The 25424-nt window shown below is 71.8% G+C and carries 20 protein-coding genes, 1 tRNA gene and 1 pseudogene; 10 read left to right on the top strand and 12 right to left on the bottom strand.

The window, feature by feature from the left end:
• Window positions 1-26: 26 nt before the first annotated feature.
• A complete protein-coding gene (locus ACFZBU_RS41500) occupies window positions 27-4826 on the top strand; it encodes a DNA repair ATPase (RefSeq protein WP_391588971.1) in 4800 nt (1599 codons plus the stop codon).
• Here ACFZBU_RS41500 and ACFZBU_RS41495 read toward each other — a convergent pair.
• On the bottom strand, window positions 4805-5500 hold the full coding sequence (locus ACFZBU_RS41495; RefSeq protein ID WP_391588970.1) for a GNAT family N-acetyltransferase: 696 nt from the start codon (window positions 5498-5500) through the stop codon (window positions 4805-4807). The genes ACFZBU_RS41500 and ACFZBU_RS41495 overlap by 22 nt on opposite strands.
• A gap of 256 nt (window positions 5501-5756) precedes the next feature.
• Between ACFZBU_RS41495 and ACFZBU_RS41490 the strand changes: the two genes are divergently transcribed.
• Window positions 5757-7319, top strand: a complete 1563-nt coding sequence (locus ACFZBU_RS41490) for a molybdopterin-dependent oxidoreductase (RefSeq protein WP_391588969.1) — start codon at window positions 5757-5759, stop codon at window positions 7317-7319.
• A gap of 15 nt (window positions 7320-7334) precedes the next feature.
• On the opposite strand, the gene ACFZBU_RS41485 is transcribed toward ACFZBU_RS41490, so the two are convergent.
• The 7 genes and pseudogenes from ACFZBU_RS41485 to ACFZBU_RS41455 all read right to left on the bottom strand — a co-directional run bounded on the left by ACFZBU_RS41485 (window position 7335) and on the right by ACFZBU_RS41455 (window position 13155).
• The gene (locus ACFZBU_RS41485; RefSeq protein WP_391588968.1) at window positions 7335-8384 is read right to left on the bottom strand and encodes an LLM class flavin-dependent oxidoreductase; all 1050 of its coding nucleotides are present in this window, start codon (window positions 8382-8384) and stop codon (window positions 7335-7337) included.
• A gap of 220 nt (window positions 8385-8604) precedes the next feature.
• Complete coding sequence (locus tag ACFZBU_RS41480; protein WP_391588967.1) at window positions 8605-9267, bottom strand: RICIN domain-containing protein; 663 nt, start codon at window positions 9265-9267, stop codon at window positions 8605-8607.
• Between the two features lie 215 nt (window positions 9268-9482).
• Window positions 9483-9785, bottom strand: a complete 303-nt coding sequence (locus tag ACFZBU_RS41475; RefSeq protein ID WP_052173837.1) for a co-chaperone GroES — start codon at window positions 9783-9785, stop codon at window positions 9483-9485.
• Between the two features lie 185 nt (window positions 9786-9970).
• Window positions 9971-10456 carry a DUF3618 domain-containing protein gene (locus tag ACFZBU_RS41470; protein ID WP_391588966.1) on the bottom strand — a complete coding sequence of 162 codons (486 nt, stop codon included), beginning with the start codon at window positions 10454-10456 and terminating at the stop codon, window positions 9971-9973.
• A 68-nt stretch (window positions 10457-10524) separates the two neighbouring features.
• Window positions 10525-11331, bottom strand: coding sequence for an energy-coupling factor ABC transporter ATP-binding protein (locus ACFZBU_RS41465; protein ID WP_391588965.1), 807 nt, complete (start codon window positions 11329-11331; stop codon window positions 10525-10527).
• Window positions 11332-11363: 32 nt separating this feature from the next.
• Window positions 11364-12125 carry a cobalt ECF transporter T component CbiQ gene (gene cbiQ, locus ACFZBU_RS41460; protein WP_391588964.1) on the bottom strand — a complete coding sequence of 254 codons (762 nt, stop codon included), beginning with the start codon at window positions 12123-12125 and terminating at the stop codon, window positions 11364-11366.
• 2 nt (window positions 12126-12127) lie between these two features.
• Window positions 12128-13155 (bottom strand): annotated as a pseudogene (locus tag ACFZBU_RS41455) (energy-coupling factor ABC transporter permease).
• Between the two features lie 298 nt (window positions 13156-13453).
• On the opposite strand from ACFZBU_RS41455, the gene bcp reads away from it, so the two are divergent.
• Both bcp and proP read left to right on the top strand, forming a co-directional pair.
• A complete protein-coding gene (bcp, locus tag ACFZBU_RS41450; protein WP_391588963.1) occupies window positions 13454-13930 on the top strand; it encodes a thioredoxin-dependent thiol peroxidase in 477 nt (158 codons plus the stop codon).
• Between the two features lie 88 nt (window positions 13931-14018).
• A complete protein-coding gene (gene proP / locus ACFZBU_RS41445) occupies window positions 14019-15479 on the top strand; it encodes a glycine betaine/L-proline transporter ProP (RefSeq protein ID WP_391588962.1) in 1461 nt (486 codons plus the stop codon).
• Between the two features lie 13 nt (window positions 15480-15492).
• Here the strand turns inward: proP and ACFZBU_RS41440 are convergent, their stop codons facing one another.
• Both ACFZBU_RS41440 and ACFZBU_RS41435 read right to left on the bottom strand, forming a co-directional pair.
• The gene (locus ACFZBU_RS41440) at window positions 15493-17136 is read right to left on the bottom strand and encodes an amidohydrolase (protein ID WP_391588961.1); all 1644 of its coding nucleotides are present in this window, start codon (window positions 17134-17136) and stop codon (window positions 15493-15495) included.
• A gap of 73 nt (window positions 17137-17209) precedes the next feature.
• Window positions 17210-18658 carry a purine-cytosine permease family protein gene (locus ACFZBU_RS41435; protein ID WP_391588960.1) on the bottom strand — a complete coding sequence of 483 codons (1449 nt, stop codon included), beginning with the start codon at window positions 18656-18658 and terminating at the stop codon, window positions 17210-17212.
• A 196-nt stretch (window positions 18659-18854) separates the two neighbouring features.
• Between ACFZBU_RS41435 and ACFZBU_RS41430 the strand changes: the two genes are divergently transcribed.
• The 3 genes from ACFZBU_RS41430 to ACFZBU_RS41420 all read left to right on the top strand — a co-directional run bounded on the left by ACFZBU_RS41430 (window position 18855) and on the right by ACFZBU_RS41420 (window position 20408).
• Window positions 18855-19490 carry a TetR/AcrR family transcriptional regulator gene (locus ACFZBU_RS41430; protein WP_391588959.1) on the top strand — a complete coding sequence of 212 codons (636 nt, stop codon included), beginning with the start codon at window positions 18855-18857 and terminating at the stop codon, window positions 19488-19490.
• 167 nt (window positions 19491-19657) lie between these two features.
• Window positions 19658-19741: transfer RNA gene (locus tag ACFZBU_RS41425), tRNA-Leu, on the top strand.
• A 136-nt stretch (window positions 19742-19877) separates the two neighbouring features.
• The gene (locus ACFZBU_RS41420; RefSeq protein ID WP_391588958.1) at window positions 19878-20408 is read left to right on the top strand and encodes a hypothetical protein; all 531 of its coding nucleotides are present in this window, start codon (window positions 19878-19880) and stop codon (window positions 20406-20408) included.
• Window positions 20409-20596: 188 nt separating this feature from the next.
• Here the strand turns inward: ACFZBU_RS41420 and gndA are convergent, their stop codons facing one another.
• Window positions 20597-22033: an NADP-dependent phosphogluconate dehydrogenase gene (gene gndA, locus ACFZBU_RS41415; RefSeq protein ID WP_391588957.1), complete on the bottom strand. Its 1437-nt coding sequence runs from the start codon at window positions 22031-22033 to the stop codon at window positions 20597-20599.
• A 188-nt stretch (window positions 22034-22221) separates the two neighbouring features.
• On the opposite strand from gndA, the gene ACFZBU_RS41410 reads away from it, so the two are divergent.
• Window positions 22222-23454, top strand: coding sequence for an MFS transporter (locus tag ACFZBU_RS41410; RefSeq protein WP_391588956.1), 1233 nt, complete (start codon window positions 22222-22224; stop codon window positions 23452-23454).
• Between the two features lie 87 nt (window positions 23455-23541).
• On the top strand, window positions 23542-24195 hold the full coding sequence (locus ACFZBU_RS41405; protein WP_391588955.1) for a hypothetical protein: 654 nt from the start codon (window positions 23542-23544) through the stop codon (window positions 24193-24195).
• A gap of 57 nt (window positions 24196-24252) precedes the next feature.
• Here the strand turns inward: ACFZBU_RS41405 and ACFZBU_RS41400 are convergent, their stop codons facing one another.
• Window positions 24253-24891, bottom strand: a complete 639-nt coding sequence (locus tag ACFZBU_RS41400; RefSeq protein WP_391588954.1) for a TetR/AcrR family transcriptional regulator — start codon at window positions 24889-24891, stop codon at window positions 24253-24255.
• 43 nt (window positions 24892-24934) lie between these two features.
• Between ACFZBU_RS41400 and ACFZBU_RS41395 the strand changes: the two genes are divergently transcribed.
• Entirely contained in the window at window positions 24935-25261 is a 327-nt protein-coding gene (locus ACFZBU_RS41395) for a rhodanese-like domain-containing protein (RefSeq protein ID WP_391588953.1), read from the top strand.
• Window positions 25262-25424 lie beyond the last annotated feature (163 nt).

Genomic DNA, 25424 nt, shown 5'->3' with positions numbered 1-25424 from the left:
GCAACGGCAGAGGAGGTGAGCCGAACGTGAGCAGTCCGGCCCCGGGCGTGGGCGGCCCCGAGACCGAGTCCGGGACGTACGAGGTCCTGCGCGATCGGCTCCTGGCCGCGGCCCGCGAGCTGGGCGCGCGGGCCGCGGCACTGAACGAGCGCCGGGTGCACACCTACGGCGGCGACACGCTGGACCTGACCGACACCCACCGGGTGCACAGCGAACGCGCCGCCTCGGCCCGCGACATCGTCCAGGTCGGCGGGCTGCTCCTGGTCGGATATCAGGGCGGCGGCGCCTTGGGCGAACCGGTCCGCCCCGCCGACGTGTTCGCGCTGCATCGGCGCACCTCCGACGGCTTCGCCCCGGCGCCGGCGGACGCGGTGCCGGGGCTGCTCGACGACGCCCGCTTCCGGCAGGACTTCACCGAACTCTTCCGCTACTTCCGCGACACCCGGCTGCTGCAACTGCGCGACACCGGCACGCACCTGCTCGCGGTCTTCCGGGTCGGCGAACGCCGCACCGACATCCGAGTGTTGCGCTGGCGGCTGGGCCCCGACGGCAGCCCGACCTACCTGGACGCGCAGGGTGAGCGCGAGCACGTCTTCCCGCCGGCGCACGACTTCGCCTGGACCGCGAGCACCCGCGCCGACCACGTGCCGGGCCGGCATCCGCACATCGCGATCGCGGACACGCTGTACGTGGCCACCCTCGACGGCCGGCTCACCGTCAAGCTGGTCGACGACACCGGGACCGCCGAGGGTGTGTATGCCGAACCGGTCGAGGACGCGCTGCAATCGCTGGCCGACGCGGACGTCGAGTACGCCCGGGTCGGGCCGCTGCTGCTGGTGCGGGTACGCCCGTATCACGAGGACGCGTGGCGACACCTGGTGCACAACACCCGCACCGGCGAGGTGGTGCGTCTGGACGGCATCGGGGCCGCCTGCCGGCGACTGCCCGACGAGCAGGGCATCGTCTTCCCCGGCGGCTACTACCTGAGCACGGGCATCGCGCGCACGTTCGACATCGACACCACCGACCTGGAGTTCGAGTCGACGGTGCGCTCGCCCAACGGCGAGGACGTGCTGTACGTGTTCCATGCCCGCGCCGAGGGCCGCACCGTGCTGCTGTCCTACAACGTGATCCGCGAGGAGGCCGCCGCCCCGATCGTCGGACACGGCCGGGCGTTCTTCGCGGACGGCACGATGGCGGTGCTGCGCCCGGCGGGCGACGAGCCCGGCCGGGTGCACCCGCTCCAGGTGTGGCGCACGCCGTACGTCTCCGACGCGTACGCGGCGGCCCGACCCGCCGGCACCGGCCCACTGGCCCGGATCGGCAACCCCGAGCTGGTACGCGGCATCGCCGACTGCCTCTCGATTGCCGCGATGGCCGAGGAGATGGCGCCCACCACGGCGGTCTTCGCCGCGATCGCCGCGGCCGCGGCCCGGGTCGAGGACACCCGGCACTGGCTCACCGACCCCGAACTCGGGCGACTCGCCGAACCGTTGGCCGCCGTGCGAAGTACCGCAGGCGATGTGGTCGAGGAGTTCCGTCGGGTGCTCGACCTGCGTCGGATCGCCGCCGACGCGGTCGAGCAGGCCGCCGCGAGCACCACCACGCTGGTCCGGCGCGTACGCGGGGAGCACCCGGACAGCGCCGCGGCATGCGTGCGGCAACTCACCGAACTCCGGCGCGCCCAGGGCCGGCTGGCCACCCTGCGGGAGATCCGCTACGCGGACACCGCCGCCCTGGACGACCTCGACGCCACGGTGGTCGAGGAACTCGCCGCGACCGGGCGGCGTGTGGTCGCCTTCCTGGCCGACGAGGACGCGTTCGCCGACACCCACCGCACCGTCGACGAACTGGCCGCCGAAGCCGCCGGGGCGAGCACCGTGGCCGGATCGGTCGCGCCTGCCGAGCGGATCGAGGAACAGGCCGACGGGCTGCGGATCGTCACCGAGGTGATCGGCACGCTGGAGGGCACCGACGCCGGCGTGCGCACCGCGATCCTGACCCGGATCGGCGAGGTGCTCGGCGGGATCAACCGGGCCCGCGCGACCCTGGCGGCTCGCCGGCGCGAGCTGCTCGAAGCCGAACAACGCGCCGAGTTCGCCGCCGAGATCGCCCTCCTGGAGCAGACCGTGGTCGGCGCGCTGGCCGCGGCCGTAGAACCCGAGGAATGCGACGAACAACTCGGCCGGCTGCTTGCCCGGATCGAGAACCTGGAGGCCCGATTCGGCACCTTCGACGAGCACCTGGCCAGGATCGACACCGAACGCGGGCGCATCCACGACGCGTTCTCCGCGCGCAAGCAGGCCCGGTCGGACGAGCGCGCCCGGCACGGTGCCCGGTTGATCGACTCGGCGCAGCGGATCCTGACCACGATCGGCCGCCGCGTCGCCGGTCTGGCGAGCACGGACGAGATCAACACCTGGTTCGCCTCCGACGCGCTGGTCGGCAAGGTCCGCTCGACCGCCGAGGAACTGCGCCGACTCGGCGATCCGGTCCGGGCCGGCGAGTTGGAGGGTCGGCTCAAGGCCGCCCGCCAGGAGGCCGCCCGGGCCCTGCGCGACCGGGTCGAACTCTACGACGCGGCGGGCACCGTACGGCTGGGCCGGCACCGGTTCGCGGTGAACGAGCGGCCGATGGAGCCGACCCTGGTTCCGGAGGCGGACGGCCTGGCCTTCGCGATCACCGGCACCGACTACCGGGCACCGCTGCGCGAGCCGCTGCCCGCCGCACACCGGGCCTTTCGGGACCAGCCGCTCGGCTCCGAGTCACCGCAGGTCTACCGGGCCGAATACCTGGCGGCGGTGGTACTGGCCGAGCTCGACCTCCCACCGTCGGCCACCCCGTCGGCGCAGGACCTGCTCGCCCACGTGCGCCGGATCGCGCTGCCCCGGCACGGTGAGGGCTACGACCGCGGAGTGCACGACCACGACGCGGCGGCACTGTTGGCCGCCGTACTGCGGTTGCGCGCCGGCGCCGGGCTGCTGCGGTTCACGCCGGACGTGCGGGCGGCGGCCCAGCTCTTCTGGGCCTACGGCGCGAACCCGGATGCCCGGGCGCCGTGGACCATCCGGGCACAATCGCTGGCCCGGGCCCGGGAGACGTTCGGCCCGGTGCCGGCCGTCCGCGAGCTGGCCGCCGAACTCGGCGATCGGGCAGGCGAGTTCCTGACCGCGATGCTCGGCACACTGCCCGTGCCCGGCGATGCGATCGGCGCCTACCTCGTCGAGGAACTCGCGTCCGGCGGACCACGCTTCGCCACCGGCGCCGGGGCCCGGACCCTGCTCGCCGACTTCCGCGCCGCGCTCGGGGGCGAGGGCTCGCCCGCCGCCAAGGACTTCGCCGAGGATCTGCGCACCCTCGGCGACGACCTCGCCGCCCGCCACCAACTCGTCTCCGGGTGGCTCGGCGGCTACGCCGACCGGCTCGACGCCGGGCCGCCCGCGGACCTGCCCGAGGCGATCGCGATCGAGGTGTGCGGCCGGGCGGTGGACCGAAACCTTGTGGACGCGCCGCTCGCGACCACCGTGACCGGTCTGCTCGGCGCCCACCCGCGCCTGGCCCGCGCCGGCACGCTGGACCTGCGACTGGACGAATTCCTCTCGCGCACCGACGAGTTCCGCCGGGTACGGGTGCCCGCATATCGGGCCTACGAGCGCACCCGCGCGCAGTTGCTCGCCGCCGAGCGGGCGCGGCTGCAGCTGGATGCGTACATGCCGCGCGTGTTGCCGACCTTCGTCCGCAACCGGCTGATCGACGACGTCTACCTGCCGCTGATCGGCGACAACCTGGCCAGGCAGCTGGGTGCCGTCGGCGACGGACGGCGTACCGACAGCCAGGGTCTGCTGCTCCTGCTGTCGCCGCCCGGCTACGGCAAGACCACGCTGCTGGAGTACGTCGCGGCCCGCCTGGGCCTGGCGTTCGTCCGGATCGACGGCCCCGCCCTGGGGCAGGGCACCACGTCCCTGGACCCGGCCGCCGCACCGGACGCCGCCGCACGCCGCGAGATCGAGAAGATCGGCTTCGCGCTGGAGTTGGGCAACAACGTGCTGCTGCACCTGGACGACATCCAGCACGTCTCGCCCGAACTCCTGCAGAAGTTCGTCTCGTTGTGCGATGCGCAACGCCGGATCGAGGGCGTCCGCGCGGGCGAGGCGCGCAGCTACGACCTGCGCGGCAAGCGGTTCGCGGTGTGCATGGCGGGCAACCCGTACACCGAGTCCGGGGCCCGCTTCCGGGTCCCGGACATGCTCGCCAACCGGGCCGACGTGTGGAACCTCGGCGACGTGCTCGGCGGCAGGCAGGACCTGTTCGCGCTGAGCCACATCGAGAACGCGCTGACCGCCAACCCGATCCTGGCCCCGCTCGCCGGGCGCGAGCGCGGCGACCTGGAACTGCTGGTCCGGCTCGCCCGCGGGGACGGCGCCGCGCGCCCGGAGCGACTCGCCCACCCCTACGATCCGGCCGAGCTCGATCGCGTCGTGGCCGTGCTGCGCCGGTTGCTGCACGTGTGCGAGACGGTCCTGGCGGTCAACCGGGCCTACATCGCCTCGGCGGCGCAGTCCGAGGCGGCCCGCACCGAACCGCCGTTCCGGCTGCAGGGTTCCTACCGGGACACCAACAGGCTCGCCGAGCGGCTCCTGCCGGTGTTGGACGAGGCCGAGGTCGAGACGCTGCTGGACGACCATTACGCGGCGGAGGCCCAGACGCTGACCGGCGACGCGGAGGCGAACCTGCTCAAGCTGGCCGAACTGCGCGGCCGGCTGACGCCCGCGGAGGAAGTGCGCTGGGCACGGGTGAAGCGGGCCTACCTGGCGGGCCGGGGTTGAGCCGGCACCGAATCCGGCGCCGGCTCCGGAATCCACGCCGGGGTGAGGACGCCGTGCCGCGTCCAGCCCAGCGTGGTGTACAGCGCGTACCCGTCCGGGCTTGCCACCAGGACCCCGGTGTGGGCGCCTCGCGCGGCGGCGGCGTCGCCGAGGGCGGTCATCACCACGCTGCCCAGACCCCGACGGCGGTGTGCGGCATCGGTGCCGATCCGGTCCGCCACCGCGGTCTCTCCGGTCACCGCGATCCGGCCGTGGGCGGCGACGGTGCCGTCGGCCGCGCGCAGCCGGACCAGGACCACCGCGCCCGCCGGCTCGACCTCGAGCGTGTAGCCGCTGGGCACACTCGCCGTCGCCCGCCGCAGCGGCCCGGTCATCGGGTACTCCGGCTCGCCCACGGTCCACGCGGGGGTCAGGAGGGGCCGCAGTTGCTCGGCCGGGGCGAGCACCTTGATCCAGGTCCCGGGAGCGGTTCGGGTCCGGGCGAGCTCGGCCACCCGTTCGACGTCGAAGAGCACGTACCGCACCCGATGGCCCGGCAGGCCCACGTGCAGTCGGAAGCCGCCGGCCACCTCGACCGGCGGCGGCACCTCCCGGGCGGGCGCCCAGCCGGTGACCCAGGCTCGGATCAGTTCGGCGGCGGAGAACGGAAGGTGTTCGCGGACGACGGTGGTCACTGCTTCCCCCGGTGGATCGACGACTCGACCCGGAAAGCTTATTGCAAGGTATTCGCAATAAGCCGCTGACGCTTCGTCACACAACGGTAAGCAGCGGAATCCCCCGCTCGGGCCGCACCGGAGTCACGATGGATGCACCTGTTCGGGGCGCGGTGCCGGGCGCGGTTTTGCGAGCCGTTCCGGGAGCTGCTCCCGAATCCTTCGAGTCCCTTCCCCGAGTCGTTCTTCGAGTCGTTTCCGAGCGTGAGGTGGCGTTGTGCGGCGTTCTGGTCGGTCCGGTGCCGCGTTGATCGGTGTGGTCTCGGCCGCGGTGGCGCTCGGGGTGACCGAGGCGGTGGCGGCGTTCGTACGGCCGGAGGCCACCCCGTTCGTGACGATCAGCGGAGCGGTCACCGATCGTGCGCCGCAGGGGCCGCGCGAGTGGGCGATCCGCACCTTCGGGACCGGTGACAAGGCGTTCCTGCTGACCGTGATCGCCGTGCTGCTCGCGCTGTTCGCCGCCGGGCTGGGCGTGCTCGCCGCCCGCCGGCTCGGTTATGGGATCGCCGGGGTGCTCGCGCTCGGCGCCTTCGCCGCATGGACCGCGATCGACCGGCCCTCGTTCGAAGCCGCCGACCTGGCCCCGGTGTCGGTGGGCACGTTGTTCGGAGTGCTGACGCTGGTCCTGCTGACCCGCCCCGACCTGGTCGACCGCCGCCCGCTCGCCCGCCCGCTGCCGGGCGCGCCCGAGGACGACGTGCGCGAACCGGCTCCCGACACCTCGCGCCGCACGGTGCTCCTGGTCGGCGCCTCCGCCGTCGCCGCGGTGGCCGGTTTCGGCGGCCGGATGCTCCAGCACGCCCGGTTCAACGCGGAGAAGTCCCGTGCCGCGGTCGCGGGGAACCTCCCCACCCCGATCAGTGCCGCCGCCCCGGCCGGCCCCGGGCTGGTCGAACCCGGCCTGACCCCGTACCTGACCCCGAACGCCGACTTCTACCGGATCGACACCGCGTTCACCGTGCCGCAGTTGCGGGCCGAGGACTGGGAGTTGCGGATCCACGGCCTGGTCGATCGGGAAATCCGGCTGGACTACCGGCAGTTGCGGGAGCGCATCGCGATCGAGCGGGACATCACGCTGGCCTGCGTGTCCAACGACGTCGGCGGCGACCTGATCGGCAACGCCCGCTGGCTGGGCACCCCGCTGGCCGACCTGCTGCGCGAGGCCGGCGTACGCCCCGGCGCCGACCAGCTCGTCTCCCGATCGCCGGACGGGATGACCATCGGCACGCCGCTGCGCGAGGTGCTGGACGGGCGCGACGCGATGCTGGCGTACGCGATGAACGGCGAGCCGCTGCCGATCAAACACGGCTTCCCGGTCCGGATGGTGGTGCCGGGCCTGTACGGATACGTGTCCGCGTGCAAGTGGATCGTGGACCTGGAGGTGACCCGGTTCGACGCGTTCAGCGCCTACTGGGTCAGGCTCGGCTGGGCCCGGCAGGCCCCGATCAAGACCCAGTCGCGCCTGGACACACCCCGGGACGCGGGCACCGTCGAGGCCGGCCCGGTCCCGATCGCCGGCGTCGCCTGGGCCCAGCACCGGGGCATCGCCGCGGTCGAGATCCAGGTCGACGACGGCCCGTGGCAGCCGGCCGAGCTCGCGCCGCAGACCACCACCGACACGTGGCGGCAGTACCGCCTGCTGTGGAATGCCACACCGGGCCGGCACACCCTGCGGGTCCGGGCCACGGACGGCACCGGAGCGGTGCAGACCGCCGAGAACGCGGACGTGATCCCGGACGGCGCCACCGGCCACCACCACATCGAGGTCACCGTGCGCTGAGTCCCGGCGGCGGGATCACTCCTCGATCAGCCCCCACGCCTGCGCGATCAACTCGTACGAGCGGATCCGCGCGTCGTGCCCGTACACGTTGCTGATCACCATCAGCTCGTCCACCTGCGTACGCTCGCGCAACTCCCGCATGCCGGCCCGCACCTCGGCCCGGTCGCCGCTGATGTGTTGGCGCCGGTAGTTCGCCACGAACTCCCGCTCGGCGGGCGTCCACGGATAGGCCTCGGCCTCCTCCGGCGAGGGCATCCGGCCCGGGTTGCCGCTGCGCAGCCGCAACATGGACAACGCCTGGGACAGCGCGAGCCGCTCCGCCTGCTCGTGCGTGTCGGCCGCGATCACCCCGGCCGCGATCATCGAGTACGGCTCCTTGAGCGACGCGGACGGCTGGAACGATTCGCGGTACAGCTCCAGCGCGGGCACCGTGTGCTGCCCGCTGAAGTGGTGCGCGAACGCGAACGGCAGGCCCAGGATCCCGGCCAGCTGGGCGCTGTAGCCGCTGGACCCGAGCAGCCACACCGGCGCCTCGGCGGTCGCGAACTCGCCGCCCGCCTCGATTCCGGACGCCGGACCGGGCACCGCGTGCATCCGCGAGTAGGGGTGGTCCTGGGCGAACGACCCGGTGACGAATCCGATCAGCTCGCCGAGCGCCTGCGGGAACTCCTCGACCGACTCGGCGCCGCCGCCGCGACGCAGCGCGCGCATGGTGACCTGGTCGGTGCCCGGAGCCCGGCCGATGCCGATGTCGATCCGCCCGGGGTGCAGCGCCTGGAGCGTGCCGAACTGCTCGGCGACCACCAGCGGGGCGTGGTTGGGCAACATCACCCCGCCCGAGCCCAGTCGCAGGGTGGAGGTGTGCGCTGCCAGGTGGGCGAGCAACACCGGCGGTGACGAGCTGGCGATGCCGGGCATGTTGTGGTGCTCCGCCACCCAGAACCGATGGAAGCCCCATTGTTCGGCCCGCTTGGCCAACTCGGTGCTCGTGCGCAGCGCCTCGGTCGCCGAATACCCGGTTCCCACCGGCGCCACGTCCAGTACCGACAGCTTTACAGCGTCCACTCCGCGTCCCTCTTCCTCGCCCGTTTCCCGCCCGCCCGATCGGCGCACCCGTGCTCGTGCCGGTGCTCCGCGTTCGCACTGAGGTGCAACCGCAGGGCATCCCGCGCTGTTCCGTCGGGTGGGCGTGCAGGGGATCACACTCGGGCATAAGGGACAGCTGTCGCACCCGAGCTCGATCGCCGGCGCGGCTCGGCCGGTCCGGCCCGCCGTCCGGCACCGCTCATACGCTGCCGGCCTGCCACACCGCGCCCGAGCCGGCCGGCACCAGACCGAGCCCCTGGAGGCCCTTGACCTGCTCGCCCAGCCCGAGTGCCGAGCCGTTGCGGGCGAGCAGCACCACCCCGGAACCGCTGGCCTGCGGCTTCCACAACTGGTTCTCGGCGCGCCCGCAGTCGTCCTGATACGCCCGCGACTCCCGGCCGCCGGACACCTCCAGGCACTTGTGCGAGAGCGCCGACTCCAGCCGGACGAAGCCGCCGCCCGCGTCGCGCACCACCCACTGCTGATTCGCCTTGCCCGCTCCCGCCGGGTAGGCGATCACCGCCGCCCGGTCCCGGTTGGTGGCGCCGCTCACGTCCATCGCCCGACCGTCCCCGAGGGTCAGCACATAGCGGGTGCCCACGGCCAGGGCCGGCTTGGCCGGCGGGCTCTTGGACGCCGACGCGGACGCCGAGGTGGGCGGGGCGGTGGTCGGCGGCGCAGCGACCTGTGCCGCGACCGGCGCGGACGGGGTGGGGGATGCGCTGCTCGATCCGGGCGACGTCGCCGCGGCGGCGGACTTGTCACCGCCACCGCCGCCGAACACCCCGACCAGGCCGCCGCCCAGGAAACCCACCAGTGCGACCGCGCACAGCGCCGCTATCCAGATCCGACGTCGCGGCATCTGTCCCTCTCCTCTTGGCCGGCTCTTCGTGCGGATCGGGTCATCCTGGCAGAAGAGTTCACCCGCGGGAGGGAGTCAGTCGACCCGAACGGGCCCTTCCGGGCCCGCGATCCGCGGGCGCGGACGAAGCCGCCGGGTGGTGAACGGCTCACCACCCGGCGTTGTCGGCGATACGGGGATCTCTCGGCGGTCGGCCCGGTGTCGGTGGTCGGAGGTCAGAGGTAGAGGCCGGTGGCCTCGCCCGAGACCTCGATGCGTTCGGCGGCGACCGCGTGCAGATCGCGCTCGCGGAGCAGGACGTACGGAACACCGCGCACCTCGACCTCGGCGCGCTCCTCGGGGTCGTACAGGACACGATCGCCCGGTTCGACGGTGCGGACGTTCTGGCCGACCGCGACCACCTCGGCCCATGCCAGCCGCTTGCCGACCTGCGCGGTCGCGGGGATGAGGATGCCACCGCCGGAACGGCGCTCACCCTCCGCCGCGTCCTGGCGGACCAGGACACGGTCGTGCAGCATGCGGATGGGCAGCTTCTCGCCGAGGTCGTGGGCGTTGTTACTCGAAGACTGGGACCTGTCGGAACTCACGCTTCGACAAGCTACCCGCCCGACGCCGAACATGCGTCACCGGGAGGTGTATGTCCCGATCCGATTCCGCCCCGGCCGGGCCCGGCGAGGTCGGCCCGGCGTCGGCGCGGCGGGCCTCAGCGCTTTTTGCCGCTCTTTCGGGCCTTGACCTTCTTGTCGCCGTTGCCCTTGGTCTTCACCACTACGACCAGCAGAATCAGCCCCGCCACCCCACCGGCCAGCGGCAGGATCCGCTCCTTGCGCGGAGCGCCCGTGTCGCTGTCGATGAACTGCGCCCGGACCTTGTCCATGGCGCGAGCCGCGACATTGGCCGGCTTCACCCGGTCGACGATCTCGTCCAGCGTCACCGCCAGATTCGCCCGGGCCGCCTCGATGTCCCGTTCGATCTGCTGCGGCGAGCGCCGGTCCGGCTGGTCGCCGTTCGTGTGCTTGTCGACGGCCTTCCCATCCTTGTGTCCGGCGTTCGCAACGTCGGCCCTGTGCGCACCGTTCACCGACTCCACCCGACTCCGCTCAGCGTGTGCCGTCACCGGACGGCCCAACGCCGCCCGGCCTTGCCGCTCCAACTCCGCCGGAGACAGTTCCCGCCCGTGGTCGCTCACAACCCGTCCTCTCCGGCCCCTGCGCTCGTGTGTTCCCCAAGTCTGTCAGGTACATCCCCGCACCCGCGTCAACCGGGTGCCGTGGCGCCGGCGGACGGGGTCGACGCGGTTCGGGCCGGGACCGACGCCGGGTCGAATCCGTACGGCAGCTCCAGTCGGTGGGCGGCCATCAGGTCACGATCCAGGAGCAGATCGCGAGTGCTCCCGTCGGCGACCACGACGCCGCCGGCCAGCACCAGCGCGCGCGGACACAGCTCCAACGCGTAGGGCAGGTCGTGGGTCACCATGAGCACGGTGACATCGAGCGAACGGAGTACCTCGGCCAGCTCGCGCCGGCTCGCCGGGTCCAGGTTCGAGGACGGCTCGTCCAGGACCAGGATCTCCGGCTCCATCGCGAGCACCGTGGCCACCGCGACCCGGCGGCGCTGGCCGTAGCTGAGGTGGTGCGGCGGGCGATCGGCGAAGCCGGCCATGCCCACCCGGGCCAGGGCGTGCTGTACGCGCTCCTCCAGCGCGGCGCCGCGCAGGCCCAGGTTGGCCGGGCCGAACGCGACGTCCTCGCGGACCGTGGGCATGAACAGCTGGTCGTCCGGATCCTGGAAGACGATGCCGACCCGGCGGCGGATCTCGCGCAGATGCTCCTTGGCCACCGGAAGACCGGCCACCTCGACGGTGCCGGCCCCGGCGGTCAGGATGCCGTTGAGGTGCAGCACCAGAGTGGTCTTGCCGGCGCCGTTGGGACCGAGCAGCGCGACCCGTTCGCCGCGGGCGATGCTCAGGTCGACGCCGTACAGGGCCTGATGGCCGTCGGGGTAGGCGTAGGCGAGGCCGCGGACGGCCAGCGAGGGGGCGGCGTCGCCGGTCGCTTCACTCACGTGGGTACTCCGTTCCTGGGGTCTGCGCACCTTCACAGGATGAGTGCACCCGCCCACAACACGAGCGCCGCCCCCGGCAGCGCCGCGGCGGCGGCCCACTGGCCGGCGGTGGCCCGGGTGTCCAGGACGACCGGCATGGTCCCGGTGTAGCCCCGGCTGAGCATCGCCAGGTGCACCCGCTCGCCGCGCTCGTAGGAGCGGATGAACAGCGCCCCGGCGGACTTGGCCACCGTGGGGGCCTGCCGCAGGTCGCGCGCGACGAAGCCGCGCGACTCGCGGGCGATTCGCATCCGGCCCATCTCGGCGGTGATCACCCCGCCGTAGCGCAGCATGAACGACATGATCTGGACCAGCAGCGGCGGCATCCGCAACTTCTGCAGGCCCAGCAGCAGGGCGCGCAGTTCGGTGGTGGCCGCGAGCAGGACGCCCGCGACCACGCCGAGGGTGCCCTTGGCCATGATGTTCCAGGCGCCGAGCAGGCCGTCCCGGCTGACCGACAGGCCCAGCACCTCGACGCTCGGCCCGTTCGCGACGAACGGCAGCAGCAGCGCGAAGCCCACGAACGGCAGCTCGACGAGCATGCGCCGCAGCAGGAAGCCGGCCGGCACCCGGGCGAGCGCGGCGACCGAGGCGAGCAGCACGGCGTACCCGCCGAACGCCCAGTAGGCCTCGCGCGGCGTGGACACGGTGGCCACCACGAAGCCGACCAGCGCGAGCAGTTTGCAGTGCGGCGGCAGCCGGTGGACCGGCGAGTCGCCGGGCCGATACAGCCGATGCCCCGATCCGGCCGACACGATCAGCCGCCGGTTCCCGCGCCGGAGCCGGCGGTGCGGTCGGCGCCGGTGGAGCGCCCGCGAACCAACCAGAACACGCCGGTGCCCACCAGCAGGGTCGCGCCCACGCCGATCACCCCGGCCAGGCCGCCGGAGAGCCGCTCGTCGTGCACACCCTTGACGCTGTAGTCGGCCAGCGGGCCGTCCTTGAACTGATGGTCCCGTTCCTTGGCGTCGATGCCCTTGTCGGCGGACACCTTCTCCAGGCCGTCCGGGCTCCGGCTCGCGTAATAGCTCACGAAGCCGGCCAGGACCAGGGCGAGCAGGACGCCGGCGATCAGCAGCGTGCGGGTACGGACGCGGGTCATCGGGATCCCCCTGCCGAGTGCAGTTCGAGCGGACGCGCGAGGCCGCGCGCACCGTGGACGAGGTCGGGCCGGACCGCCAGCACGCTGGAGACGGTGGCCGCGGTGATGATCGCCTCGCCGATGCCGATCAGGACGTGCACGCCGATCATCGCGCCGGCCACCTTGCCGATCGACACGTCGGTGGTCCCGCCGATCGCGTAGAAGCCGGTGAACACGCAGGCCGCCGCGGGCACCGAGACGAGCGCGCCGACGAACGCGGCGACCGGCACGGAGGAGTGCCGCGCGGGCAGCAGGCCCAGTACCAGGCGGAACAGCCCGTAGCCGACCACGACGGTCACGATGCCCATGATGGTGATGTTCAGGCCGAGTGCGGTCAGGCCGCCGTCGGCGAAGAACAGGCCCTGCATCAGCAGCACCACCGCCACGCACAACATGCCGGTGTACGGGCCGACCAGGATGGCGGCGAGGGTGCCCCCCAGGAGATGGCCGCTGGTGCCGCCGGCGACCGGGAAGTTGAGCATCTGGACGGCGAAGACGAAGGCCGCGACCAGGCCGGCCAGCGGCGCGGTGCGCTCGTCCAGTTCCCGACGCGCGCCGCGCAGTCCGACGGCGATCCCGGCGACGGCGACGACTGCGGCTCCCGCCGATACGGGGCCGTCGATGAACCCGTTGGGTATGTGCATGTGGCCCCTCCCGAAATGCCGGATTCGGCTGTCGGATTTTATGGCTTGTCGCCGCAATTGCAAAAGGCTTGCAATTGGGTGACGGTGGCAACAGTGGTGCGCCCGCATCGTTTTTTGCCCGACGTTGACGAACGGGGCGCCCCCGGGGCGCGGGACCGCGCCGACGGGCCGGGAACCCGAATCGGTCGGAGCGCGACGCTAGGGTCTGTCTTCCGTCCCGCGTCGTGGTGCTCGGCGTGGGATCGAAGCAGGCCCTAGCGTTGCGGCGTACGTTGCCGAGCGATCCGAGGAGTTCTTCGTGAGCGACCGCCTCCAGGCGGGCGACACCGCCCCCGCCTTCACCCTGTCCGACGCCGACGGCAAGGACGTCTCGCTGTCCGACTACGCGGGCCGCAAGGTCATCGTGTACTTCTACCCGGCCGCATTGACCCCGGGCTGCACCAAGCAGGCGTGCGACTTCACCGACAACCTGGCGCTGCTCGCGGGCGCGGGCTACGACGTGCTCGGCATCTCGCCGGACAAGCCGGAGAAGCTCGGCAAGTTCCGGGAGAAGGAGAACCTCACGGTGACGCTGCTCGCCGACCCGGACAAGAGCACGCTCCAGGCGTACGGCGCGTTCGGCGAGAAGACCATGTACGGCAAGACCGTCAAGGGCGTGATCCGCTCGACGTTCGTCGTCGACGAGAGCGGCAAGGTCGAGCGGGCGCTGTACAACGTGCGCGCGACCGGCCACGTGGCCAAGCTGATCAAGGACCTCAAGCTCGACGCGGCCTGAGCCCGACTCGGCCCGCTCGGAGTCCCATTGCCCTGGTTCGCCCGATCATCGGGCGGATCAGGGCTTTTTGTGCGGTAAAACCTGTGTCGTGCCCGTCCCGGCGCGATCTCCTGCCCCAACCTGGGAACGCGAGGACCAGCCGGGACAAAGGAGACAGGTGCGCGAGGAAGACATCACGGTCGTCGATGCCAAGACCGTGGACACCGCGGTCAAGGCGACCATGCTCGGCAATGCCATGGAGTGGTACGACTTCGGCATCTACGCCTACATGGCGGTGACGATCGGCAAGGTGTTCTTCCCGTCCGGCAACGACGCTGCACAGACGTTGTCCTCGTTCGCCACGTTCGCCGCCGCGTTCCTGGTCCGGCCGCTCGGCGGGTTCTTCTTCGGGCCGCTCGGCGACCGGATCGGGCGCAAGAGGGTGCTCGCGATCACGATGTTGATGATGGCGAGCGGCACGCTGTGCATCGGGCTGATTCCCGGCTATGCCACGATCGGCCTCGCCGCGCCGGGCCTGCTGATCCTGTTCCGCATGCTTCAGGGCTTCTCGGCGGGTGGCGAGTACGGCGGCGCGAGCACGTTCATCGCCGAGTACGCCCCGGACAAGCGGCGCGGGTTCTACGGCAGCTTCCTGGAGTTCGGCACGCTGATCGGCTACATCCTGGCGGCGAGCCTGGTCACGCTGCTGACCGCGGTGCTCAGCGATCACGAGATGCGGACGTGGGGGTGGCGCATCCCGTTCCTGGTGGCCGGCCCGATCGGGGTGATCGGGCTGTACCTGCGGCTGCGGCTGGAGGAGTCGCCGGCGTTCGCGAAGGTGATGGAGAAGTCGGCGGGAGCGAAGGCGGACGAAGCGGAGGATGCGCACGGGCACGAGACCGTGCGCGAGTTCAAGCGGATCTTCCTGGGTCAACGGCGGGCGATGGTCATCTGTATCGCGCTGGTCGCGGCGTACAACGTCAACGACTACATGCTGCTGTCGTACATGCCGACCTATCTCTCCGACACGCTCGGCTACAACGAGACGCACGGCCTGCTGCAGATCGTCGTGGTGATGATCGTGCTGCTGGCGGTGATCCACCCGCTCGGCGCTCTGACCGACCGGATCGGTCGCAAGCCGGTGATCATCACCGGCTGCGTCGGCTTCATCGTGCTGCCGCTGCCGTGCTTCGTGCTGATCAAGCAGGGCGACCTGGTGCCGATCTTCATCGGCCTGCTGATCCTGGGCCTGGTCCTGGTCTGCTTCCTGGCCACCATGTCCGCCGCGTTGCCCGCCCTGTTCCCGACCGAGATCCGCTCCGGGGCGCTGTCCGTCTCGTTCAACATCTCGGTCTCGCTGTTCGGCGGCACCACCCCGTTCGTGGCCGAGGCGCTGGTCGACGGGACGGGCAACGACTACATGCCGGCGCTCTACATGATGCTCGCGGCGGCCGTGGGCCTGGTCGCCGCGCTCGCGATGACCGAGACCGCCCGCAAGCCGCTGATGGGCTCGCCTCCCGCGGTGGAGACGATCGAGGAGGCCCGGGAACTGGTGGCCGCGCAGCGGTGATCCCGGGCAGGGCTCAGGCGGTGTGCACGATCTCGCCGCCGACCGCGACCACGTCGCAGACCGTGCCGGGGATCTCGGCCGGGGCGATGGTCATGATGTCCCGGGAGAGCACGACGAAGTCGGCGAGCTTGCCGACGGTGAGCGAACCGCGCTCGTGCTCCAGGAAGTTCGCGTAGGCCGAACCCATCGTGTAGCCGTGCACGGTGGTCTCGACGTCGAGCGTCTCGGTCGGGATCCAGGACGGGCCGCCGGCCAGCGGCGCCCGGGTGAGCGCGGTGTACACGCCGACCATCGGGTCCATCTCGGCCACGTTCCAGTCGCTGGACAGTGCCAACACCGCGCCGGCGGCATGCAGGCTGCGCATCGGCCACGCCTTGTGCCAGCGCTCCTCGCCGACGTTCTCCGCCCAGTCCTGACCGGGCCCGGCGATCTCCGGCGCACAGTGCCGCGGCTGCATGCACGCGACCACGCCCAACTCGGCGAAGCGCGACACGTCCGCCGGGTCCAGGCACTCCACGTGCACGACCTGGTGCCGCGCGTCCCGCACGCCGTTGACCGCACGGGCGTGCTCGACCGCGTCCAGGACGGTGCGGATGCCCCGGTCGCCGGTGGCGTGCACGAAGCACTGGAAGCCGCGTCCGTCCAGCTCGGCCAGCAGGTCGGCGAACTCCTCCGCCGGGTAGAACGTCTCGCCCCGGTGGTGCGCACAACCTCGGTACGGCTCCAGGAGCGCGGCCGTGCGCGGTTCGACCACGTCGTCGATGTACAGCTTGAGCGGGCCCACCCGCAGCCGGTCGTCCGCGTACGTGCGCGCGGCCTCGGCGAACTCGTCCAGATCCGCCGCGGTGGTGCCGCGCGGGTGGAACAGCGCCGCGACGATGCGCGAGCGCAGCCGGCCCTCCTGCCGGGCGCGGGTGTACAGGGCCAGGTCGTCGAGCGAGTTCTGCGGCTCGACCACGGTGGTGATGCCGAACCGGATCGCGTCGTCCAGGCTCTTGGCCAATCGGCCGTACTGCCGGTCGGCCGACGCCCACGGCAGGCCCAGGTCGCGCAGGGCGCGGTGCCCGTCCCGGGAGAGGCCGCGGACCGCGAAGTCCTTGATGAAGCCGGTCGGCTCGCCGGTCTCGGCATCCTTGTCCACCCGGCCGAACGGCAGGATGTCGCTGTCCCGGGTGATGCCGAGCCGCTTGATCGCGGCGCTGTTGAGCCACGCCGTGTGCACGTCGTAACTGAGCACGAAGGCCGGCACCGCGCCCGTGACCGGATCCAGGTCGCTCGCGCGCGGCATCCGGCCGTCCGGGATCGCCGAGTAGTCGAACGCCTCCGCCTCGATCCACTCGGCGTCCGGGTTGGCCGCCAGCCAGGCGCCGATCCGCTCGTGGATGCCGGCCAGCGTGCGCACGCCCGCCAACTGCACGCACGCGTCGTCCGAGCCCAGCCGCACGTGGTTGTGCGCGTCGATGAAGCCGGGCAACACGCGCCGCCCGGCACCGTCGAGCACGGTGGTGTCCGGGCCGATCCAGTCCGCGGCGTCGGCGTCCGCGCCCACCCACGCGATCCGGCCCGCCCGGACGGCCAGTGCCTCGGCCTCGGGCAGGTCGGGGTCGACGGTGTGGATGCGGGCGTTGCGCAGGACCAGATCGGCGGTGCGGGACACGGTGACTCCAGGGGTGGTGCGGAAACGTGGTGCGGGGGTGGGCCGGGGGGCCTGGGGTGATCGGTGGTGTGGGTCAGTGCTCGGCGAACTGCGGTTCGCGGCGGGCGAGCAGCCAGTACAGGACGCCCGAGACGACCGCGCCGAGCAGGGTGAAGTCGCCGTCGAAGGTCTCCACCAGCGCGCCGGTCCACAGCGCGGACTCGGCGGTCAGGCACGCGAAGACGATGCCGGCGCCGAGCGCGATCATCCCGGCGGGATGGAAGCCGTTGCGGTACCAGTAGGCGCCGCCGCGCATGTCGTGCAGGCCGTCGGCGTCGTAGCGGCAGCGGCGCATCAGCGTGTCCGCGATGAACACCCCGCCCCACGGCGCGAACACCACCACGAGCACGGACAGGAAGCTGGTCAGGTTGTCGGTGAAGTTGCCGTTGAACAGCGCCCACAACGAGCCGACCAGGATGAACGCGGTGCTGACCAGGATGCCCCTGGAGCGCGACCAGGGGATGCCGAGCACCTGGAGGTTCAGGCTGGAGGAGTACAGGGTCAGGATCGAGTTGGTGATCGAGCCGCCCACCACGAGCAGCAGGAACAGCGCCTCGAACCAGTCCGGCACCAGGTCGGCGACCCCGGCCACCGGGTCGGTCATGTCCGCCTGGGTGGCCGCGGCCACGCCGACCACGCCGAGCAGCACCGAGGAGAGCATCCCGCCGGCCGCGCCCCACAGGGTGATCGAGCGCAGCGAGGTGTCCCGGGGCAGGTAGCGGGTGTAGTCCGAGGGCATCGGCAGGTAGGAGATCGGACCGGCGACCAGGACGAGCACGGCGAGCGAGATCGCGTGGAAGGTGTTCGAGGTCTCCGGCGCCGCTCCGGTCTCCAGGCCCGGGACCACGAACAGGATCAGCAGGCCGAAGCCGATGCCCAGTACGTAGGCCATCCAGCGTTCGGCGGCCTGCACGGTGGCGTGCCCCCACATCGCGACGGCGAAGGTGAGCGAGAGGGTGATCGCGAGCGCGACCACCCGGGCGAGGTCGCCGCCGGCCCAGCCGAGCTTGGCGAACAGTCCTTCGAGGGCGAAGGTGCCGACGACGGTGTTGAGAATCGTGTAGCCGATTCCGACGACCCAGTTGAGCAGGCCGGCCGGGAAGTTCCCGTGTACGCCGAACGCGGCGCGCGAGATCACCAGGGTCGCGGTGCCGGTGCGGACACCCGCGAAGCCGAGCGCGCCGACGGCGAAGAACGACAGGCCGGTGACCACGACCACGGCGATGGCGGCCCAGAAGGACAGGCCGAACATCACCGCGAGGGTGCCGTTGATGACGAACGTGAACGACAGGTTCGAGCCGAACCAGAGCCAGAAGACGTCCTTGGCGCTGCCGTGCCGTTCGTCGTCCGGGATCGGGTCGATGCCGTGGGTCTCCACCTGGAAGAGCTCGTCGGAGGCGACCCCCGTACCGAAGCCGGGCGGGGTGACGCTCGGGCCGGCGCTCGCGGTGTCGCCTGTGGAGTCCGTGCGGGGCAGGGTCACCGGACCTCCTCTTCGTGGTGTGCGGCTCGGCTTCGAGGACGTGAGACCGGACCGGAAGCTTGAATGGCATTCAAGAACTTTGAACGCCACTCAAGGTGCGCTGTGGGTGGGGAGGGTGTCAAGAGTTCGTGGCGAACCCCACCAGAATTTGACTGTCGTTCAAGGTATCCGTCACCGGCGGGATAGGGTCGAGCCCTTGCGCGAGCGGGTCGGCCGCGCGGTCGAAAGGCGGGTGTCGGTGGTGGCCACGAGGCGGAGCGACGGTCGGATCGCCCAGGACCGGATGCTCGAGGAGGCCATCGCGGCGATCGCCGAGCACGGCTTGGCCAAGCTGACGATGTCCGGCCTCGCGGAGCGCCTGGGCACCAGCGGCGGGCACATCCTGTACTACTTCGGCAGCAAGGATCAGCTGCTGCTGGCCGCGCTGCGCTGGAGCGAGGACCGGCTGGGCGAGGAGCGCGCCCGACTGCTCGCGCGCCGGGTCGCGGCGGACCGCAAGCTGGACCTGTTCCTGGACCTTTACCTGCCGGTCGGCCCGCGCGATCCGCGCTGGATGTTGTGGTTGGAGCTTTGGGCCAGGACGGCCGGCAACGCGGAACTACGGGTGGCACAGGACGAGATCGACCTCGGCTGGCAGGCCGACCTGGTCACGATCCTGGTCCGGGGCGCGGACCGGGACGTACTGCTGATCGACGACCCGGAAGCGGTCGCGTCGGAGTTGCTCGCGCTGCTGGAGGGGCTGAGTACGCGCACGGTGCTCGGGCTCGGGGGGACGACTCGGGAGAGCGCGTTGGCGATGGCGCGGCGGGCGACCGGGCGGCTGATTCGCTGAGCGGTGCGCGTCGGGGCGCCCGGGTGTCGGCGGCGGTACCGGCTCGGCAGGCGGCGCGGGCTCGGCCGGATGGTTGGTCGCGGGGGGATATGTGCCGGCCGCCCGATGCGGCGGGCACTAGCATGAAGCGTGGTCGACCTCGGGGCGTTGTCGCGCAGGTCGGTCGCGCGGCCGTGGCGCAATTGGTTGACGCAGCAGGTTTAGGTCCTGCCGTCCGAGAGGATATGAGGGTTCGAGTCCCTTCGGCCGCACAAGTGGTGATTTTCCGGTGGTTTTCGGCCGGTCTTGTGCTGGCGGGCCCGACCCCGCGCACGCTAGCTTGCGGCATGTCGTCCCTGGGGAGGCGCCATGCACTGCGAGTACTGTCCGAAGGTTTCCGGCGGCCGGGTGCAGACGCCCCCCGCGGAGATGATCGTGCCGAAGATCGCCGGTGACTGGGTGGGGTGGGTGCGGGTCGCCGAGGGGCGGGTCGAGACGTTCGGGCGGGCGGTGCCGGCCAAGCCCGACGCGGAGTGCGTGATGAGCTTCGGCCGGCGGATCTTCGAGGGCTCGCCCAAGCGCGGGCTGCACGCCGAGATGGATTGCCTCCAGCAGGCCCGGATGCTCGGACTGCCTTTGGAGACAGGCGAGTTCGCCGAGCCCGGAGCCGCTCTCGGGAGCGGTTGTTGTCTGTTGTGCGCCACCGGGCTGGCCGCGGTCGGCATCCGGCGGGTGCCGGCTGTGGACCCCGATCCGAACGCGTGCATGAACTGGCATGCGCCGGCGTTCCTGTTCGAGGATCCGCTGCTGTGTGTGGGGCTGATGGGCGATCGGGCGGCGCATCTGTGGTTGCGGCACCTGACACCGCCGGTGCGCCGGCAGTTGCGCGGGTCGTTGACGGGCGCGATGACCCGGCTGCTGGCGGGGCGGTGGGAGTGAGGCGGGGCGGATCGGGCGGGCCGGTGTGGATCGGGCCGGGCGGGATGGGCCGGGGTGGGCCGCGCCGGGCCGGGCCGGAGTGAGCCGGGCCGGCAGGGACCGAGCTGTGGTCCCTGCCGGACGGCGGACGGCGGGTTGTGGTCGGTGGCGGGCGGCCGGTGACTCGTGGCCTTCGGGATGGCCCTCGGTCAGACCTCGTGTTCCGTACGGTCGCCGGACCACTCGGTGTGGAAGGAGCCCTCGCGGTCCACTCGGCGGTAGGTGTGCGCGCCGAAGAAGTCCCGTTGGCCCTGGATCAGGGCGGCCGGCAGCCGCGGCGAGCGCAGGCCGTCGTAGTAGGACAACGCGGCGGCGAAGCCGGGGGTGGGGATGCCCAGTTCGGCGGCGGTGGCCACCACCCGACGCCAGGCCTCCTGGGCGCCGCCGATCGCGTTCCGGAAGTAGTCGGCGGTCAGCAACGAGTCGGGCTTGCGGTCGGCGTCGTACGCCTCCCGGATCCGGTTCAGGAAGCGGGCGCGGATGATGCAGCCGCCGCGCCAGATCTCGGCGACCGTACCCGGGTCGATCGACCAGTCGTATTCGGCACTGCCGGCCTCGATCTGGTGGATGCCCTGCGCGTAGGCCACGATCTTGGACGCGTACAGCGCCTGCTCGACGTCGTCGGCGAAGCGGTCCGCGTCCTCCCCCTCGAGCGTGTTGCGGGTCGGTCCGGGCAGACCCTGCGCCGCCGCGCGCAGGTCGGCGTGGCCGGACAGGGACCGGGCGAACACCGCCTCGGCGATGCCGCTGACCGGAACCCCCAGGTCGAGGGCGGTCTGCACGGTCCAGCGGCCGGTGCCCTTCTGCTCGGCCCGGTCCTGGACCACGTCGACGAACGGCCTGCCACCGGCCGCGTCGGTGTGTGCGAGCACCTCGGCGGTGATCTCGATCAGGTAGGACTCCAGCCGGCCGGTGTTCCAGGTCTTGAACACCTCGGCGATCTGCGCGGGTTGCATCCCCAGCGCGCGATCGAGCAGGTCGTATGCCTCGGCGATCAGCTGCATGTCCGCGTACTCGATGCCGTTGTGCACCATCTTGACGAAGTGACCGGCGCCGTCCGGGCCCATGTGCGCGCAACACGGCACGCCGTCCACCTTCGCGGCGATGTCCTCCAGGATCGGGCCGAGCGCGGCGTAGGACTCGGGGGAGCCGCCGGGCATGATGCTCGGGCCGAGCAGGGCGCCCTCCTCGCCGCCGGAGATCCCGGTGCCGACGAAGTGGATGCCGCGCTCGCGCAGCGCGGCCTCGCGGCGGCGGGTGTCGGCGAAGTGCGCGTTGCCGCCGTCGACGATCATGTCGCCGGGTTCGAGAAGCGCGGCGAACTCGTCGATCACCGCGTCGGTGGGTGCCCCCGCCTTGACCATGATCACCAGCCGCCGCGGCGGCTCCAGTAGCGCCACGAACTCCTCGGCCGTATCGGCGGGTAGGAAGGTGCCCTCGCCACCGAATTCCTCGACCAGCGCACGGGTCTTGGCCGAGGTGCGATTGTGCACGGCGACGGTGTGGCCGTGCCGGGCAAAGTTGCGGGCCAGGTTGCGCCCCATCACGGCCAGTCCGGTGACACCGATCCGAGCTCGCTCCGCCATCTTCGTCAACTCCTGCTGTCTGTCCGGGCATCCGGAGAGGAGGGACCGGGGCGACCGTCGAGACGGCGAATCCGATCCATGACCGACTTGTGCGATCACTGCGACAACATCGTCCGCGCCCGGCGTCAATCCCCCGCCCGCAACACGCCGGCCGTGCCCGGACGCCCCGTGGCCGGCAGCATCGCCGGATGCGCCGGAATCCGAATGTCGTGCTCTCCGTGGTGGCCGCCGCCTACGGGTTGTCCTCGATGGGGGACCAGATGGCGATGGTCGTGTTGACCCTGCGATTACACGATCAGGGGCGGTCCGGGGCGGTGATCTCGGCGCTGGTGATCGCGAGTGTGCTGCCGCTCGTGGTGGTCGGGCCGTTGGCGGGCCCGTTGCTCGACCGGGTCGAGAGCGGTCGGCTGGTCGTGGCGGTGACCGGGTTCCAGGCGGTGGTCGCGCTCGGGTTGGCGCTCACCACGGACGTGGTGGCCACCATCGTGCTTCTGGTGCTGCTGGGTGCGGGCCTTGCGGTGGTTTCGCCGACCCTGCAACTGCTCGTACCGGAGATCGTGGGCGATGCGGACACGACACGAGGGTTCGCGCGCCTGGAGACGTTTCGTTCGGTCGGCAATGTCGCGGGGCCGGCTCTGGCCGGGCTGTTGGTTGTCGGGGTCGGTCATCGGGCCGTTCTGCTGGGCAACGCGGGGTCTTTCGCGGTGGTGGCAGGAGTGTTCCTCGTACTGCGGATCCGCCGGGAGCCGGCGGCCGGCGACGCCCGACTCGGGTGGCTCGGCCAGGTGCGGCAAGGGGTGGACGTGCTCGGGGGCGATCGGTTGCTGCGAGTGGCGATTCCGGCGTTGGCCACCGCCGTCGTGTTCACCGCAATGATGAATGTGGCGCGGGTCTTCTACATCCGGGACGACCTGGGCGCCTCGGATGCCGGGTACGGCTGGCTGGTCACCGCACACACCCTCGGGATGCTCCTCGCCGCGGCGTTCCTGGCCACGCGCATTCCGTTGACCTGGCAACCCCGGGTCCTGGCCGGGGCCGGGACGACGATGGGCGCCGCCCTGTTCGTGAGCTCGACCGTGCCCGTATTCGCCTTCGCCGCGTTCGTCATCACGGGCGTGGCCAACGCGCTACAGAACCTCGCCATCCGCAACCTGATCCATGCCCGTGTCCCACGCGAGACGCGAGGCCGCGCCTTCGCCTCCTCCAGCGCGGCCCTCAACGGCGCGAACCTGACCGGCACGGCACTCGCAGGCCCGGTCGCAACCTCACTCGGCGGCGCCGGCGCACTCCAACTGGCCGGCGCAGGAACCTTGTTGGCGTCACTGACTGCGGCACCCACCCTCCTGCGCCACCGCCTGACCGACCCGACGGCACACCCGACCTCGCCCACCACCCGAACCACGAACCCGACGGGCGATTGAGCCGGCTCCCCGGGCGTGGTCGATCGGGCTGCTCCGGCGGGGAAATCCGGTTGTCGGGGGATTGCCGGCACCGGTACCCATGTGGCCATGAAGTCATCGATTCGCCGTACCCGGCACGCGCTGCCGCGGGGTGAGGCCGAGGTCTGGGCGCCGGTCTCCGTGCGGTACGGGATACCGCCGTACGGCTGCAAGTACCTGTACACCGCCGGTGTGCTGCGCGAATTCATCGCGTCGGCGGGGATGTTGGTGAGCCACGGGCAGTATCTCGCCGCCGCGTCGCTGTCGCTGAACGGTGCCGAACTCGTCGGGCGGTGTGTGTCGGAGCGCACCGAGCAGGGCGTCACGCAGCGGTTGCGCAACGGGCTGAACCATCTGGAGAACCTGGAGACGGGCGAGGAGGGTGAGGCCATCCCCGAGGCGGACGCGCTGGTCAAGCTGCGCGGTTTCACGGCTCACCCCACCCTCGAACCGCCCGGCGGGTCGGAACTGCATTTCTCCCACGCCACGTTCGAGTACCTCCTCGACCGTTTGGCGCTCGCCGCCGACCGCCTGTGGACGGACGCCGACGCGAGCATCGTCCGGAAGTTCTCCGGCGCGAAGATCGCCCCGATGCGTACGGACGGGAAGAACCTCTACGTCGAGGCTCTGCTCGCGCACCTCGACGCGGGCCACACGCCGGGCACGCGGATCCCGTACGAGGAGAGTTGGCGGGCGCACTCCGCAACGGCGGTCGGCCGCTGAGGTATCGGCCCTCCGGGGCCGTCGCGCGATGACCGAAACGCGGCATCGGTCGGCGCCTCAGCCGGGCTCGGGGCGCGCCACGGCGCGGGCCAGGCGGAGTACGCCCGCGCGGATCCGTTCCGGGCCCAGCTCCGGGAGCAGGGCGGTGACGTGTTCGGCCGCCAGGGATGCCAGGAGCGCGTGTGCCGCGTGGTCCGGGTCCGGCGTCGTCGCGTCGTCCAGCAGGATCGTCACATGGCGGTGCCAGAAGCGGTAGGCGCCGATGCGGTGGCGGGCGCCGGGGGAGGACGTCTCCGACATGCGGATCAGGTCCAGGTGCTCCAGTAGGTAGTCGAAATAGGCGTCGACGAATGCGGTGAGGCGTTCGTCCGCCGGTGCTCCCGGGCCCAGGGGTGGTGGGCCGTGCAGGATCGCCTCTTGCAGTGCGCGCTCTCGGGTGTCGAGAAGCGCCGTGGCCAGGCCCGATTTGTCGCCGAAGCGGCGAAAGAGGGTGCCCTTGCCGACGCCGGCTGCCGCCGCCACCTGGTCCATCGATACCGCCGCCACCCCGTGTTCGGCGAACAGCCTCGCGGCGGCCTCGAGTACCGCCGCGCGGTTGCGGGCCGCGTCGGCGCGTTCCCTGGGGGGTGGGGTGCGGAGCAGGTCCAGATGGATTGCGGAACCGGACTGCGGTCCGTTAATGTCGTCGTGAGCCACAACCGGACTATAGTCCGATTCTCGTCACGATGGAGGCACCACCATGACCGCACTGATCACCCGGGACGAACTGCGCGCCGAGATCGCCGCCGGCACCGTCACCGTCGTCGACGCGCTCGGCGGCGAGTACTGGGCCAAGCAGCACCTGCCCGGCGCGCTCGCCCTGGTCCGGGACGAGGTGGACACGCTCGCCCCGACCCTGCTGCCCGATCGCGACGCGGCGATCGTCACGTACTGCTCCAACCCCGCCTGCCCCAACAGCGGCCAGGTCGCCGACCACCTCACCCACCTGGGCTACAGCAACGTCCGCAAGTACGCCGAGGGCATCGAGGACTGGACCGCCGCCGGCCTCCCGACCGAATCCGCCTGACCGGCGACCCCGGCCGGCCCACGGACCCGACCGGCGACTCCCGCCGGCACGCGGAAGGGGGCCCCCCCCTGCGGCGGGGGGCCCCTCACCGTGGCGGTGGTGGTTGGCGGGATTTTGGTGCCGGGGTGGCGTGGCTGTTGCCGGCCGCCGCCCCGGGGGAGGG

This window comes from Embleya sp. NPDC008237 (genome assembly GCF_042956465.1).
Taxonomy (GTDB): domain Bacteria; phylum Actinomycetota; class Actinomycetes; order Streptomycetales; family Streptomycetaceae; genus Embleya.
Note: the sequence above shows the minus strand (reverse complement) of the source record. Positions and strands in the feature narration are given on the sequence as shown.

What these genes read in the sequence shown, in the direction of transcription:
- gndA (WP_391588957.1), bottom strand. Translation starts at nt 22,033, where the DNA reads ATGGCGGAGCGAGCTCGGATCGGTGTCACCGGACTGGCCGTGATGGGG.
- ACFZBU_RS41480 (WP_391588967.1), bottom strand. Translation starts at nt 9,267, where the DNA reads ATGCCGCGACGTCGGATCTGGATAGCGGCGCTGTGCGCGGTCGCACTG.
- ACFZBU_RS41395 (WP_391588953.1), top strand. Translation starts at nt 24,935, where the DNA reads ATGACCGCACTGATCACCCGGGACGAACTGCGCGCCGAGATCGCCGCC.
- ACFZBU_RS41410 (WP_391588956.1), top strand. Translation starts at nt 22,222, where the DNA reads ATGCGCCGGAATCCGAATGTCGTGCTCTCCGTGGTGGCCGCCGCCTAC.
- ACFZBU_RS41405 (WP_391588955.1), top strand. Translation starts at nt 23,542, where the DNA reads ATGAAGTCATCGATTCGCCGTACCCGGCACGCGCTGCCGCGGGGTGAG.
- ACFZBU_RS41475 (WP_052173837.1), bottom strand. Translation starts at nt 9,785, where the DNA reads ATGCTGCACGACCGTGTCCTGGTCCGCCAGGACGCGGCGGAGGGTGAG.